The sequence below is a fragment of the Allobosea sp. 05T433 genome (assembly GCF_056396065.1).
This window is the reverse complement of sequence record NZ_JBFTKS010000033.1, coordinates 40,936-54,434: the sequence shown is the minus strand read 5'-3', so window position 1 is coordinate 54,434 and position 13,499 is coordinate 40,936. Positions and strand designations below refer to the sequence as shown.

Here is a 13,499-nt window from a genome sequence, read left to right as displayed (position 1 = left end):
CCCTCATCACAATCGCAAAACGCAAAACGCGGCGCTCGATGCTAAAACATCGGCGCCGCGTTCCCATTACCGCGGGGTGGAGCAGCCCGGTAGCTCGTCAGGCTCATAACCTGAAGGTCGTCAGTTCAAATCTGGCCCCCGCAACCAAATCAAATATCAAACCCCGTCTCACATAAGAGGCGGGGTTTTCTGCGTTCTGCGCTCAATCTCGCGCCACAGCGCCGCAAAGCACCGGTGAACTGCGGCGCTAAACGGCGGCTGAGGAGTCAGCATCGTGGCTGTATCGTCGGTCGCACTCGCTTTAACGCGCTGCGGCGAGCCCTGACATGGTCTCGCGAAACCAGCGATGCGCCGGGTCGTGGTCATAGGATCGATGCCAGATCATGGCGACGTCTGATCGTTGGTGGTGTGGAGGCGGCGCCGCTTGTGGTGATTAGAGCCTTCAGTGAGAAGGCCCGCGGCACGCAGATGCAGGCGGTGCCCGTCGAGCAGCTCGAGAATGGTGAAACGGTCAATCGCGCGAACCTGAATGCGCACTCTGGGCGCGATTGACGCCAGCAGTGCCATCAGCCGCGGCAGGAGCGGCACTTCAACACTGTCGGGCATCCCCAGCAGAAAGACGCGCTCGGGCTGAAGCGGATCGAAACTCTCTCCCTGAAGCAGCGTCCCCTGGATCATCGACAGCGCTTCGCGGATCGGCCCGGCAAGCCGCAGGGCGCCTGGGGCCGGCCTGATCCCAACGGGAGCGCGGATGAACAGATCGTCCCTGAACAGCCTGCGCAATCGGTTGAGCACATGGCTCATGGAAGGTCGGCCTATGCCAATGCACTTGGCCGCGCGCGTGACACTGCCTTCAGACAGAAGCGCATCAAAAGCGGGCAGCAGATTGAGGTCGAGTCTGCTCAGATTGATGTGATCTATTGCATTGGTTGACCCTAGAGCTCTATCGCTGAAAGGCGATCGCAACCCTTGGGCACGCCACCGGCCCGCCACGCGGGACGGCTTCCCAATTTCTGGAAGGGGACAGGAAATGTCGATCGAACAGGGCATCAAGCAGCGTGGGCTGCAGCTGCCCGCCGTGAAGACCCGGGCGGCGACCTATGTGCGCGGGGGGCGAGGTCCCGACCGGAAAGGTCGGCGCAGGCGTCTCGACTGAACAGGCCGCGGAGCATGCGCGCCTCGTCGGCCTGCAGCAGCGTGCGATCCTTCTGGAAGAGCTCGGTTCGCTCGATCGGATCCGACGCGTCGTGAAGATTCTCGGCATGGTGAATGCGGTGCGTGAATTCACTGAGCATTCGAAGGTCATCAATGGCTACTCGGACCTCTTCGTCGAGATTTTTGGCGAGCGGCATGCCCGCTCCGCAATCGGCGTCGGCAGCCTCCCGTTCGGAATCACCGTCGAGATCGAAGCCATCGTCGAGGTGACATAGGTTGCCCTGATCTACGCCAAGCTCGCGTTCAGCGCGGCTCCCCGGCGGGAACCGCACTCCGATTGCCCTCTCCCGTGAGCCCAGGCCGCTCCGACCTCACCAGCGGGTCCTGGCCTCAAGCGAAAAGCGGTGGCTTGTCGCGCCGCGACGGAACTCGCCGTCATAGGAGCCTGTCACATCGACCTTGGGCGCGATCGCCCCCGAGAGGCTTGCTCCAATCACGGCTCCGTCACGTGAGGCCCGAGGGGTGCGGACTGCAAACGCGGTGCCCAGAAGGCCCGCTCGCTGGATCGCGACGTTGTCCGCCAGCTCATGAGACCAATAGGCCTTGAGGTCAAAACGCAGCCGCTCATCGGAGGTAAGGGGAGTCGCCAGCCGGCCGCCGACCAATGTGCGGGTCGAGGTCTGGCTTTCGCCGCGCAGTGTCAGCGCGAACGCGCCGGCCTGGCTTTCCGTCAGCCCGCCCTGGCGGAAATGATTCAGGCTGAGCCCGGCCTCGGGCGAGAGTTCAAGACCGGAGATGGAAGCAAGGCCATATCCGGCGATCAGATGCCCGAAGACGCCGTAGCCATCCGTCTCGCCATGGGCGACGCGCTGGACGTGACTGAGCTGGATCGTCCGGCGGTTCTCGGTCTTGCCATAGGTCCCGCCCAGCGCGCCGCGCAGGGTCAGATCGCCGAGGCGCGTGCGGCCATAGGCCGAGATGCTGTAGCTGTCGACGGTCACCCGGCCCGCGGCATCGGTCTTGGGATCGCCGTTCGAGCGCGCGTATCCGACGGCACCGCCGATCAGGCTCGTACTGAACACGGAACGTTCGACGCCGAGCAGGGCTCCGGCCACGCCGAAATCCGTGCCGGGCCCGGACCTGTCGCTGCCAGTGCGCCCGAAGCCATAGAGAGCCTGTCCCCAAACCACGCCGTCTCGTCCGGGCTGGAGCGCGGCTGCCTGTTGCCTCGGACGCGCGGCCGCGGATTTGCCCAGGCTCGCATACCCAGCCTCGCCCGGGTTCGGGGCCTGGCCGGGGAGGGCAGAGCTCCCGGCAGTCAGACGCTGGTCGAGGGCCGAATCGACCATGCGTTGCGCCGTGATCATAGCCATCCTGGCGTCGGCGTAGCTCTGTCCCGATAACGAGCCCAGCGCTGGCGCGAGCGCGCCCGGCGCGGTGGTATAGAGCGCGTCGAACACCTCCTGCCGGCCGGCATCGGGGCGTATTCCGGCAGCGGGACGCGTGCTGTCGAGGGCCTGGGCGACGGCCCAGGCGTTGCCGCCGAGACCTGAGAGAGCTGCGTAGGAGCCGGGCGTCACGATCAATGAGAGGCCGTCGGCGCGGTAGAGGGCATCGAAGCGGGCATTGCCGGGCAAGCCGCTTGCCGGCTGGTCAAGCCCGGTGAAGCTGCCGCTCAATCCGCCCGCTGCAGCGAGAATGCCGAAGGAGGAACCGACCGCAGGCGTGAACTGATTGGACGCGTTGCCGGAGATGCCGCGCAGGACCGGCACAAGACGTCCATTGGCGGCGACGCTACCGGCCGAGCTCGTCGTCACCAACCGTGAATAGTTGCCAGTGCCGTTGCCGGTTCCGGAGCCGTCGATATCAAGCACGAACCGACTGGTGCTGCCGAAGGCGACCGGCCCCTTGACGAAGAGCGTTCCCGGCGAATTGCCAGGCATGACGGTGCCGGCACTGAACAGGCCGGCCTCGATGAGGCCCGTGCCACGCAGGGTTCCACCCTGGCCGACCGATACGGCCGAGGTCACGGATCCGTTCAGGGCGAGCGTGCCGCCGATCACCGAGGTGCCGCCGGCATAGCTGTTGCGACCCGACAGTTCGAGGCGGCCATCGCCGCGTTTCACCAGCCCGCCGGCGCCGGAAATGTCATTGGCGAAGGAGCCGGAATAGCCCTTCGTGTCGACATCGAAGGTCTGCAGGAATTGCCCGGGGCCGCGAACCGCCTTGCCGGCATTGAGGAGACCCCAGCCATAGATCTCGGGGGAGCCGAGATCTGTCGCGGTGGTCAGGATCGACTGGACCACCTGCGGCGCGGTCATGAACGGAAAGGCTTCGCGGACCAGTGCTGCGGTGCCCGCGACATGCGGCGCGGCCATCGAGGTGCCGCTCGACAGATTATAGGGTTGCGTCGGACTCAGACCCTTGTCAGCCGGGACTGTCGAAAGGATGTTGACGCCGGGCGCCGCGAGGCACCAGGCTGCTGCAATCCCGCAATAGTTGCTGAAGGAGGCGATCTTGCGATCACGGTCCACGGCGACGACGGCAATCGTGTAGGGCTGGAGATCGGAATAATCGAGCTTGCTCGCATCGACCTGGTCCCCGGCATTGTCGAGGACGACATAGAGGTTCTTATTGTCGTTCCCTGGCCGGATCGCCGGATAGAATGCCGCGCCGGTGGGGTTGCGCGCGATGACCGGCTGATCCTCCCGCTCGTTGCCGGCGGCGAAGACCATGACCATGTCGGAGGCGCCGGCCTGCCGGATGGCCGCAACTTCCGCCGCCGTGCCGACCTGCTGGTAGGGCTGGATCGGGAACAGCTGATAGTCCGGGTTGGGACTGCCGTCGGGAAGCGTGGGTGAGGGATAGGACGGACCATAGCTGCCGTTGAGGACCTTCGCGCCGACTTCGCTCGCATAGCGGATCGCGGCTGGAATATCCCCTCCCGGCCCTCGCACGACGGCGCGCAGGGCAAGAATCTCGGCATTATAGGCAACACCCTGCATTCCGACCCCGTCCCTGGCCGCGGCGATGGTTCCGGCGACATGGGTGCCATGGGCGGTCGGGTCGCGGTCGACGATATCCGCGGGGTCGGGGCGGTCGAGCCCGAAGTTCCGCGACAGCGGCGAAATCCGCCCCGCAAACTCCGGATGAGTCGGATCGATGCCGCTGTCGACAACCGCGACCAGCACGCCCTTGCCGGTGAGCCCCAGCGCATAGGCGTCGGCAGCACCGATCTGGGCCAGCCCATAACTGGCATTGTACTCCGGCGTGACAAAGCTTGCGGCGGGCGGCAGCAGCGCCAGGGCGCGCGGCAGCATGCGGGCGGGCCGGCCGGCGAACGCATCTGGCAAGGCCGCGATCTCTTGCGCGGAGATCACCGTTGGCGCGAGCGCGAGGAGGAAGCCCGAAGCAGTCGTGGCGAGGAGGGAGGAGCGAAGACGGGTGGATCGCGTTGCGGCAAACGGCATGGGCAGGTCTCGAGGCAGGCATCCGCTCAGGCGGATCGATCACAGGTCCGTAACATGAGGCTGGAATGGTCGAGAGAGGTCGAAGCCGGCATGGCGTCCCAATCAACCGCGTTGCCGTGCCAAAGCCATGAACCAGGTCGAAGGCGGCTGAAATCAGTCTCTTGACGATCGGTCACTCGTTCGGTGTTTAGGAGGCATTGCATGGGGCGTGTCGTGCCACAGCCGGCCGCAGGCGCCGCGCAGCAGCGTCGAGAAAACGGGGCGTAGGGGTGAGCGAGCAGGACTGCGATTCCCAGCGGATGTTCGGCCGGTGGCGCGAGGAAATCGCACCGGTTTTCGACGTCCAGCCTCTCTCCGGCGACTGGCGCTCCACCTTCCGGGGAGACATCCGCCGCCATCATCTCGGTGTCGCCCTTGTCGGAGAGGTGATGACAAGCGCCCAGCGCTACGAGCGCTCGGAGGGGCTGATCGGCGCCGTTGGCGTCGACCACCTGCTGATCCAGCTCTACCAGTCCGGCCATACGACGCTGGATATCGACGGCAAGGAGATGCGAGCCGGCCCGTCCGACGTCCTGATCCTCGACCTGTCGCGTCCCATGCGGTCGCATGCCAGCGACATGCGGGCAATCAACCTTGTTCTCCCCCGCGCCTTGCTCGGGCTCGACGCCGACGCAATCGACAGAGCCCATGGCACGGTGCTGTCGGGCCGGGAGGCGCTGGGCAGGCTCGCGGGAGACCATCTGCAGGCCCTGCTGAGGGCAGCGCAGGAGCTCGGCCCTCGCGAGGCACCCGGCCTTCTCAAGGCCAGCGCGAATCTCCTCGCAGCCTGCCTTGCGCCTTCGTTGATGCGCGACCAGGACGCTCCATCCACGCTGACGGCCACGCTGGCGACGATGTGCCGCTTCATCGACCGCCATATCGCTGACCCGGCGCTCGATGCGGCCATGCTTTGCTGCGCCTTCGGGCTGTCACGCTCGGCGCTGTACCGCCTGTTCGCGCCACTGGGCGGGGTTTCGGACTATATCCGCCGGCGCAGGCTGGAGCGCGCGCGTCTCGCGCTGAACGGAGCGTCGCTCGAACGAGGCGGCATCGGCAAACTCGCGCGCAGGTTCGGCTTTTCCAGCGACGATGCTTTTTCGCGCGCCTTCAAGGCCCGGTTCGGGGTCGCGCCCCGCGAGGCCGCCCAGATCCGTGTCCTCGCACCGGCCGAGCCCGGCGACGACAGTCTGGAGGCCTGGCTACGACGCCTGGACTGGTAGTCACTGACGGTATTTGCGGCCCCGCCAGTGGTCGGTGCGAACGAGCTGATCTGCATCCGGAAGTCCTGAGCCGTCGCGAGGCGTGAGACCTTCGCAGGCGAGGTTGAGCCGCATTCGCCGGCTGAGCCACGAAACGATCTAGGGTCGCTCGCCCTCGACAATCCACAAAGCGGCCCGAAGGCCAATTGCCTGCCCTGAGCCCAAAGAAAATCTATCAGCTCGGCAGAGATTTGACCGTTTGTGAAGCGTCAGACGACGGCAGATGAAGAGGCGGTGAACCCTGAGATTTCGCAACCGATGAGGACACGATGCGCCGATCGCTCAATCTTGCCGCGACGCTGCTTGCGGCATTCACCATAGCCGGATCCGGGGCTCTAGGCGGCGAAATCAGGGAAGATCGGCGCATCTCCCAGCCATCGCCGGCGCAGTTGGCCGCGGTCGAGTCCCTCGTCAAAATGCCAATTGATCTATTCCAGCCGAGCGTCTTCGCCGCTCCCAACGGGCATAGCATTCCCTATCGTCTGCTTTCGCCGGCCGCTCAAAGCCAAGCGAAATTGCCGCTTGTCATCGCGCTGCATGCATCGGGCGGGGTGGGCACCGACAATGTCAGCCAGGTCGGGCCCTTCATCCGGAGCTGGGCCGCTCCCGCGATTGCCCGTGAATTTCCGGCATATGTCGTCGTGCCGCAATTTCCGACGCTCAGCGCGAACTATGCTGGCGACGGCAGTAATCGGGTTGCAAAACCGAGCGATCAGCTTGCTGACGTTCTGGCGTTGGTCGAGGATTTGAAACGGCGCCTGCCGGTTGATCCGCAGCGGGTCTACCTGGTCGGGTTCTCGATGGGGGCGTCGGCGGCGATCATTGCCGCGGCAACGAAGCCCAAGACGTTCGCGGGCGTTGTCGCATTCTCGGGAGTTCCGCCGCAGCGCAGCCTGGCGCAACAAGCGGCGAAGGTCCCGTTCCTGATCGTCCATGGAACGGCCGACCGCGAGAATCCGTATGCCGCATCGAGATCATGGGCCGATGCGTTGGCCAGGGCCGGCGGTTCGCCCATGTTCGTGACCTATGACGGGATGGACCATAAAGTCAGCCCGGACCAGTTCTTGGCGCCGGAATGGCGCACTTGGCTCTTCAGCCAGCGCGCGCCACGATAGCGTCGCGCCGCAAGTTGCTCCGGTGGAGCCTAGGGCAACTATGGGGCGGCATCCGGAAAGCCGACAGGGCCCGGCTTTATCCGTTGGCCTGCAGATAGCGCTCGACGAGACGGGCCCACAGCGCGGCGCCGACGGTCAGGCTGTCATCGGCAAAATCATACTGCGCACTGTGGAGGATCGGTGAGTTGAGGCCATTGCCGAGGCGCAGGAAACTTCCTGGCCTGTGCTCGAGGAAATAGGCGAAGTCCTCGCTGCCTGGGATGAGATGGCAGGTCGCTACCTTGTCGGCGCCGACCAGCTCCTCGGCGACCATGCGCGCGAAGGCCGTCTCGGCTTCGGCGTTGACCACGACAGGATAGCCGCGCTCGTAGTCGATCTCGATCGACGCGCCGTGGCCTTCCGCGACCGAGCGGGCGAGCCTGACGACGCGCTCCTCCAGCAGGTCGCGGATCTTCGGCTCGAAGGAGCGTACGCTGAGCGCCAGCCTGGCCTCTTCAGGGATGACGTTGACGGCCTGGCCCGCATGGATAGTGCCGACCGTGACGACAGCCGTCTGTGTCGGGTCGATATTGCGTGAGACGACAGTCTGCAGCGCGACCACGAGATGGCAGGCGACCACGACCGGGTCGATGGTCAGATGCGGGCGCGAGGCATGGCCGCCCTTGCCCCTGATCGTGATGGTGACCGTGTCGGCGGCGGCCATCATCGGGCCGGATCGCAGCAGGATCGTGCCCTCCGGCGCGCCGGGATGATTGTGCAATCCGAAGATCGCATCGAAGGGGAAGCGCTCGAACAGCCCGTCGGCAATCATCGCCTGGGCGCCGCTGATCTTGCCTGCCTCCTCGGCCGGCTGGAAGATCAGCGTCACCGTGCCGTCGAAGCGGCGCGTGCGGGCAAGGTATTCGGCCGTGCCGAGCAGGACGGCGGTGTGCCCGTCATGGCCGCAGGCATGCATCTTGCCGGGCTGGAGGCTGGCATAGGGAAGGCCGGTCTCTTCGGTGATCGGCAGCGCGTCCATGTCGGCGCGGATCGCGATGCTGCCCGCCCCGGTGCCGCTGCTGAGGCGCGCCACGACACCATGGCCGCCGACGTTGCGGGTCACCTCGTAACCCCAGGCCGTGAGCTTGTCGGCGACATAGCGCGCGGTTTCGGCCTCCTCGTGGGAGAGTTCCGGGTTGGCGTGAAGGTAACGGCGGGTCGCCCTGAGATCGGCCTCCATGGCCTCGAAATCGGAGACGCGGGCGAAGCTGTTGTCGAGCGCGGACATGATCTATCTCGGTCTTTGCGGATGCGACCCGGCACTGGCCGGACTACTGCGGCTACTGCACCGGCCCGAACAGTGGATCGGCGTCTTCGGGAATGCCGATGCGAGCACGGAAGGTCAGAGGAAGCGCGACAGGAAGGCCTGGGTGCGCGGATGGCGCGGATTGTCCATCACCTCCTCCGGCCGGCCCATTTCGACGATCTTGCCGCCATCCATGAACACGACCCGGTCGGCGGCCTCGCGCGCGAAGCCGATTTCGTGGGTCACCACGATCATGGTGAGGCCCTGCCGGGCGAGATCGCGCATCGTCGTCAGGACTTCGCCCACCAGTTCGGGGTCGAGCGCCGATGTCGGCTCGTCGAACAGCATCAATTTTGGCTTGATCGCCAGGGCGCGGGCGATGGCGACGCGCTGCTGCTGGCCGCCGGAGAGCTGGCGCGGATAGCTTGCCGCCTTGTCGGAGAGGCCGACCCGATCAAGCAGGTCGAGCGCCCCCGTCGTCGCGTCCCTGCGGTTCATGCCATGGACGCCGATCGGCGCCTCGATGACATTCTCCAGCGCCGTCATATGCGGGTAGAGATTGAACTGCTGGAAGACCATGCCGATCTTGCGGCGCTGGCGCGCGATGCCGTTGCCCGTGAGCTTCTGCAGCCGGCCGTTGCGCATCCGGTAGCCGATCTGCTCGCCATCCACCTCGATGAAGCCCCGGTTGATGGCTTCGAGATGGTTGATGCAGCGCAGGAAGGTCGACTTGCCCGAACCCGAAGGCCCGAGGATGACGACGACCTCGCCCGGCATCACGTCGAGGTCGATGCCTTTGAGCACCTCGAGATGGTCGAAGGACTTGTGGATGTCGCGCGCCCTGACGAGCGGCGTGGTCGCTGCAGCGGCGGTCAATGGCTTGCCTCCTGCACGGCTGGCAGCGGAGCAGCCGCGCCGTCGCGGCGTTCGCCGCGGCTGTAATAGGCCTCGATATAGCTCTGGCCGACATTGAGGATCGAGGTGATCAGCAGGTACCAGAGGACCGCAACCAGCAGCATCGGGATGATCTCGAAGGTGCGGTTGTAGATCGACTGAACCGAGTAGAGCAGATCGGCCATGGCGATGACGCTGACGAGCGAGGTCGCCTTGATCATGCTGATGAGCTGGTTTCCGGTCGGCGGTACGATCGAGCGCATGGCTTGGGGAATGATGATCCGCCGCAATGCCCGGCCCTTGGTCATGCCGAAGGCCTCGGCGGTCTCGGCCTGGCCGCGATCGACCGAAAGCAGGCCGCCACGGATGATCTCCGCCATATAGGCCGCTTCGTTCAGCGCGAGGCCGACGATGGCGGCGGTGACCGGGGTGATGACCGAGTTGGTTTCCCAACTCGCCAGGTTCGGCCCGAACGGGATTGCGAGCGAGATCTGGGGGAACAGCGTCGAGAGATTGTACCAGAAGATCAACTGCACGAGCAGCGGCGTGCCACGGAAGAACCAGATGAACAGCGACGCGGAGGAGCTCGCGAGAGTGTCCTTCGACAACCGCGCGATTGCGAGCACGAGCCCGAGCGCGGTGCCGATTACCATAGCGACGACCGTCAATCCGAGGCTGACCGAGAGGCCATTGAGCACGGTGCGGTCGAAGAAATAGGCGGCGACGACCGGCCAGCCGAAATTTTCGTTCCTCGCGACGATCAGGCCGAAATCGACGACGATTATGGCCGTGACCGCCCAGAGGATCAGGCGTGCGATCGGGAAGGGGGCGTGCGCATTGACCACGTCCCTCGGGTCGGCGCCGCCCGAGGGTGGCGCTGTCATCGCGGGCTCGCCGCTCATTTCGGCAGGGCCCCGCCCAGATTGAGGCCGGGCTCCTTGAGCATGTTATTCTCGAGCCCCCATTTCTTCATGATCGCGGCATAGGTGCCGTTATCGATCAGGATCTTGACGGCATCGCGCAGAACCGGGCCGAGCGGCGAGCCCTTGGGGACCACAGCGCCCTGATAGAGATCCTCAAACCCGTTGCGTGCACCGACGCCGGTGAGTTCAAGCTGGCCGTTGGCCTGCGCGACGAAATAGGTGAGGGGCGCCTGCGACGAGAAGAAGGCATCGGCGCGCTTGGAGCGGACCGACAGGATAGAGCTCGGCTGATCGGAATAGGACTGCACCTCGATGGGGCTCTTGCCGTCCGCCTTGCACTTCTCTGCCTGGACCTGGATGACGCGCTCGGCCGAGCCGCCGGCCATGACGGCGATGCGGTTGCCGCAGGCGGTGTCGAGCGAGGTGATGCCCTTGGGATTGCCCTTCTGCACCGCGAAGACGACGAATTCCTGGACCCAGTCGACGAAGTCGTTGGCTTCCTGCCGGCTCTTGAAATCACCGACCGGGCCAAAGGCGAACTGGTAGCGCCCGGCATTCACGCCGGCGAGCAGGGCAGGCAGGCCTCCCACCGTCGCATGCTCGATCGTGACGCCCAGGACCTGACCGATGGCATCGGTGAGGTCGGAGCTGGCGCCGCTCATCTCGGTGCCGGTGACGATCTCGTAGGGCGGGAAGGAGCCGTTATTGACCGAAATCATCTTGCCCTTGCTGCGCAGCGTCTCAGGCAGGCGCGCCCGCAGCTCCTCGTTGACCGTCTGCTTCGCGATCGTGCCCTGCTGGGCCAGCGCGGATCCGGCCAGCGTCAATCCGGCGAAGGCGACGGAGGCAATCAATCTGAAATACATGGTGCTACTCCCCATTCTTGTCTGAACTTGCAGGCCGGGCGGTGGCGCCGGCCTGTCGCAACGCTTCTCGGGCGTGTCAGCGGGTGCGCGCTTGCCGCGGGAAAAGCTCGGCCGGTGTCAGCAGGCGCGGCAGGATCTTCTGCTCATGGAGCTCGGTCGCGAAATCGGCGATCATGACTTCGTTCTCGGCGAAACCGCTCGCGCTCCACGAAGAGGGCAGATCGCGGGCGCAACGGCGCAGCTCGTCGAACATCCAGGGTGTCGTATCGGCATATTTCTCGCGCTTCTCGAGCCAGAGCCGCTGCGACTCGTCGATCAACGCACTGAGCTCGTCCATGATCCAGGGGTGGTCGCGGACGAATTCGGCTTTGAAGCCGATCAGGTGCATGCCCGGGATGTAGCCGACCTCGTGGAAATAGGTGGTCTCCGCCGCCCGGAAATCCTCGAGCACCTGACGGAACGGCGAGGCCGGATCGAAGAAGCCCTTGGGCATGAAGGGAGTGAAGACGGCATCGAGCCCGCCATCCCGCAGGAGATCCACCATCGGGCGCTCACCCGGAGCAGCCTCGATCCGACCGGGACGACCGAAGCCGTCGAGGCGGTCGGTGATCGGGTGAGCCTCGGTCAGGCGCCCGGCATACCACATAGCGTCCTCGACGCCGACGCCTTCGCGGCGCACGGCGGCGCGGGTCCAGGTGTTGCCGGAATCGCGCCAGCCTGTGACGCCGATCTTCTTGCCGGCAAGGTCGGCGAGCGTGCGGATCGAGCTGTCCTTGGTCGTCACGATGCAGCGATGACGAAAGCCGCGCATGATGAAGTTCGGCATGCCGACGATCGTGTCGTTGCCGTCATGGCGCAGCTGGGCATAGCGGCTGAATGACAGCTCTGCGGCATCGTAAGCTTCGTCGGTGGCCAGATCGCCGACCAGTGTGCCGACGCGATCGACCTGGATCTTCAGCCGGGGCGAGGAGACGTCGCCAAGAACGAGCGGGGTCATATAGTCCCAATCGCGGAGTGCAAGGCGCAGCGTCACAGCCATGTTGGCAACTCTGAAAAGCTCTCGACAGGCCAAGTGCTAAATGTTCAAAAATAACTGCGCAAATGTTATTATGTTATTGAACATTAAATGGCCGGCAGATGAACAGCTCGATCAGCGCCGACTGGCTCGCAAGAACGATCGTTGATCGCAGCATCCGGGGCATCGCCCTGGAGACCAGCGCGCTGATCAGGGCGGGGGCGCTGCCTGTCGGGGCGCGGCTGCCGGCGATCCGCGACATCGCCTACGAAATGAAGGTCAGTCCGGCGACGATCTCCGAGGCCTGGAGCGAATTGCGCCGCCAGAAGATCATTCGCGGCCGGGGGCGCAACGGCACCTGGGTCAGTGGGGACCGCTTCATCGCCCAGCCGGAACGGCTGGCGAGCTCCGGCGACTACGGTGCCGGCGTGCTGAACCTGTCGCTGGCAATTCCCGACACAGCCCTGCTGCCACCGCTCGCAGAGGCGCTGGCCCATGGCGCAACGGTCGACAAGCTCAACAGCTATGAACGGAGCCGGGTCGTACCGGAACTGCGCGAGGCGGCCGAAGCGCGCTGGCCCTATCGGCCGGAAGCATTCCTCGCCACCAATGGCGGCTACAATGCCGTCTACAATACCCTGCGGGCCCTTGTGGCGCCGGGCTCGGCCGTCGCGATCGAGCATCCGACGGCCATGCGGCTGCTCGACATCCTCGAGGATCTTGGCGTCAGGATCGTGCCTGTGGCCTGCGACGAGCACGGCCCCCTGCCGGCCTCGCTCCGCGCCGCGGCGCAGGAGCGGCTTGCTGCATTCGTGTTCCAGCCAAGACTGCACTCGGTTACGGGGCAGACGGTCAGTGCTGAACGGCTCGCGCTGATCGGCGACATCCTTGCTGAGAGCGATGCGCTGATCATCGAGGATGACGGCGTGGCCGACATCTCGGAGGCACCGCCCGCGTCACTCGGCGTGCGCTTTCCGGAGCGCACCATCCATATCGTCTCTTATTCGAAGACCCTCGGGCCCGATCTGCGGCTCGCGGTGCTGTCGAGTTCGGCTGCGATCGTCGAACAGGTCCAGTCCTATCGGGCCTTCAGCGCGGGCTGGACGAGCCGCCTGCTCCAGGGCGCAACCTCCTGGCTGCTGCGTGACGAGGCGAGTCGGGATATCGTGGCGAAGGCTCGCATCATCTACAAGCAGCGGCGCGACAGGCTCGCTGAAGCGCTAGCCGCGCGCGGCATCCACACCGCGCCCGGAAGCGGCCTTTGCCTGTGGGTTCCGATCATCTCGGAGCCCTTCGCCATGGTGACGCTCGCCGCGCGCAACATCGCGGTCAATCCCGGCAGCAAGTTCTCGGTCCTCCCCAGCGCCCATATCCGCGTCGCGACCGCGACCCTGACCGAGCGCTACGAGGAAGTGGCCGACGCGATCGCTCTCGCCCGGTCCCCCTGATCGCGGGAACGGGGCTGCGCGCCGGTACTG

Annotated in this window: 11 protein-coding genes and 1 tRNA gene; 5 read left to right on the top strand and 7 right to left on the bottom strand. The window is 65.4% G+C overall.

Annotated features, from left to right (window positions below; all coding sequences use genetic code 11):
* Nucleotides 1–70: 70 nt before the first annotated feature.
* A tRNA-Met gene (locus AC1DGP_RS30275) sits at nt 71–147 on the top strand.
* A 234-nt stretch (nt 148–381) separates the two neighbouring features.
* Here the strand turns inward: AC1DGP_RS30275 and AC1DGP_RS30270 are convergent.
* Nucleotides 382–1,050, bottom strand: a complete 669-nt coding sequence (locus tag AC1DGP_RS30270) for a LysR family transcriptional regulator (RefSeq protein ID WP_476832906.1) — start codon at nt 1,048–1,050, stop codon at nt 382–384.
* A 50-nt stretch (nt 1,051–1,100) separates the two neighbouring features.
* Between AC1DGP_RS30270 and AC1DGP_RS30265 the strand changes: the two genes are divergently transcribed.
* A complete protein-coding gene (locus AC1DGP_RS30265) occupies nt 1,101–1,430 on the top strand; it encodes a RidA family protein (RefSeq protein WP_441508160.1) in 330 nt (109 codons plus the stop codon).
* Nucleotides 1,431–1,526: 96 nt separating this feature from the next.
* Here the strand turns inward: AC1DGP_RS30265 and AC1DGP_RS30260 are convergent, their stop codons facing one another.
* Nucleotides 1,527–4,625: a S8 family serine peptidase gene (locus AC1DGP_RS30260; RefSeq protein WP_441508161.1), complete on the bottom strand. Its 3,099-nt coding sequence runs from the start codon at nt 4,623–4,625 to the stop codon at nt 1,527–1,529.
* A 269-nt stretch (nt 4,626–4,894) separates the two neighbouring features.
* Between AC1DGP_RS30260 and AC1DGP_RS30255 the strand changes: the two genes are divergently transcribed.
* On the top strand, nt 4,895–5,884 hold the full coding sequence (locus AC1DGP_RS30255; RefSeq protein WP_441508162.1) for an AraC-like ligand-binding domain-containing protein: 990 nt from the start codon (nt 4,895–4,897) through the stop codon (nt 5,882–5,884).
* Between the two features lie 308 nt (nt 5,885–6,192).
* The gene (locus tag AC1DGP_RS30250) at nt 6,193–7,038 is read left to right on the top strand and encodes a carboxylesterase family protein (RefSeq protein ID WP_441508163.1); all 846 of its coding nucleotides are present in this window, start codon (nt 6,193–6,195) and stop codon (nt 7,036–7,038) included.
* Nucleotides 7,039–7,114: 76 nt separating this feature from the next.
* On the opposite strand, the gene AC1DGP_RS30245 is transcribed toward AC1DGP_RS30250, so the two are convergent.
* The 5 genes from AC1DGP_RS30245 to AC1DGP_RS30225 all read right to left on the bottom strand — a co-directional run bounded on the left by AC1DGP_RS30245 (nt 7,115) and on the right by AC1DGP_RS30225 (nt 12,045).
* Nucleotides 7,115–8,305: a M20 aminoacylase family protein gene (locus AC1DGP_RS30245; RefSeq protein ID WP_441508164.1), complete on the bottom strand. Its 1,191-nt coding sequence runs from the start codon at nt 8,303–8,305 to the stop codon at nt 7,115–7,117.
* Nucleotides 8,306–8,419: 114 nt separating this feature from the next.
* Complete coding sequence (locus AC1DGP_RS30240) at nt 8,420–9,199, bottom strand: amino acid ABC transporter ATP-binding protein (protein ID WP_441508165.1); 780 nt, start codon at nt 9,197–9,199, stop codon at nt 8,420–8,422.
* Nucleotides 9,196–10,119, bottom strand: coding sequence for an amino acid ABC transporter permease (locus AC1DGP_RS30235; protein ID WP_476768744.1), 924 nt, complete (start codon nt 10,117–10,119; stop codon nt 9,196–9,198). The genes AC1DGP_RS30240 and AC1DGP_RS30235 overlap by 4 nt, the downstream gene beginning before the upstream one ends.
* The gene (locus AC1DGP_RS30230) at nt 10,116–11,006 is read right to left on the bottom strand and encodes an ABC transporter substrate-binding protein (protein WP_441508167.1); all 891 of its coding nucleotides are present in this window, start codon (nt 11,004–11,006) and stop codon (nt 10,116–10,118) included. Before AC1DGP_RS30230 ends, AC1DGP_RS30235 begins: the two co-directional genes overlap by 4 nt.
* Before the next feature lie 76 nt (nt 11,007–11,082).
* Nucleotides 11,083–12,045 (bottom strand): substrate-binding domain-containing protein, encoded by a 963-nt coding sequence (locus AC1DGP_RS30225; protein WP_441508168.1) that lies wholly within the window; start codon nt 12,043–12,045, stop codon nt 11,083–11,085.
* Between the two features lie 98 nt (nt 12,046–12,143).
* Between AC1DGP_RS30225 and AC1DGP_RS30220 the strand changes: the two genes are divergently transcribed.
* On the top strand, nt 12,144–13,469 hold the full coding sequence (locus AC1DGP_RS30220) for an aminotransferase-like domain-containing protein (protein WP_441508169.1): 1,326 nt from the start codon (nt 12,144–12,146) through the stop codon (nt 13,467–13,469).
* The last annotated feature ends 30 nt before the right edge of the window (nt 13,470–13,499 follow it).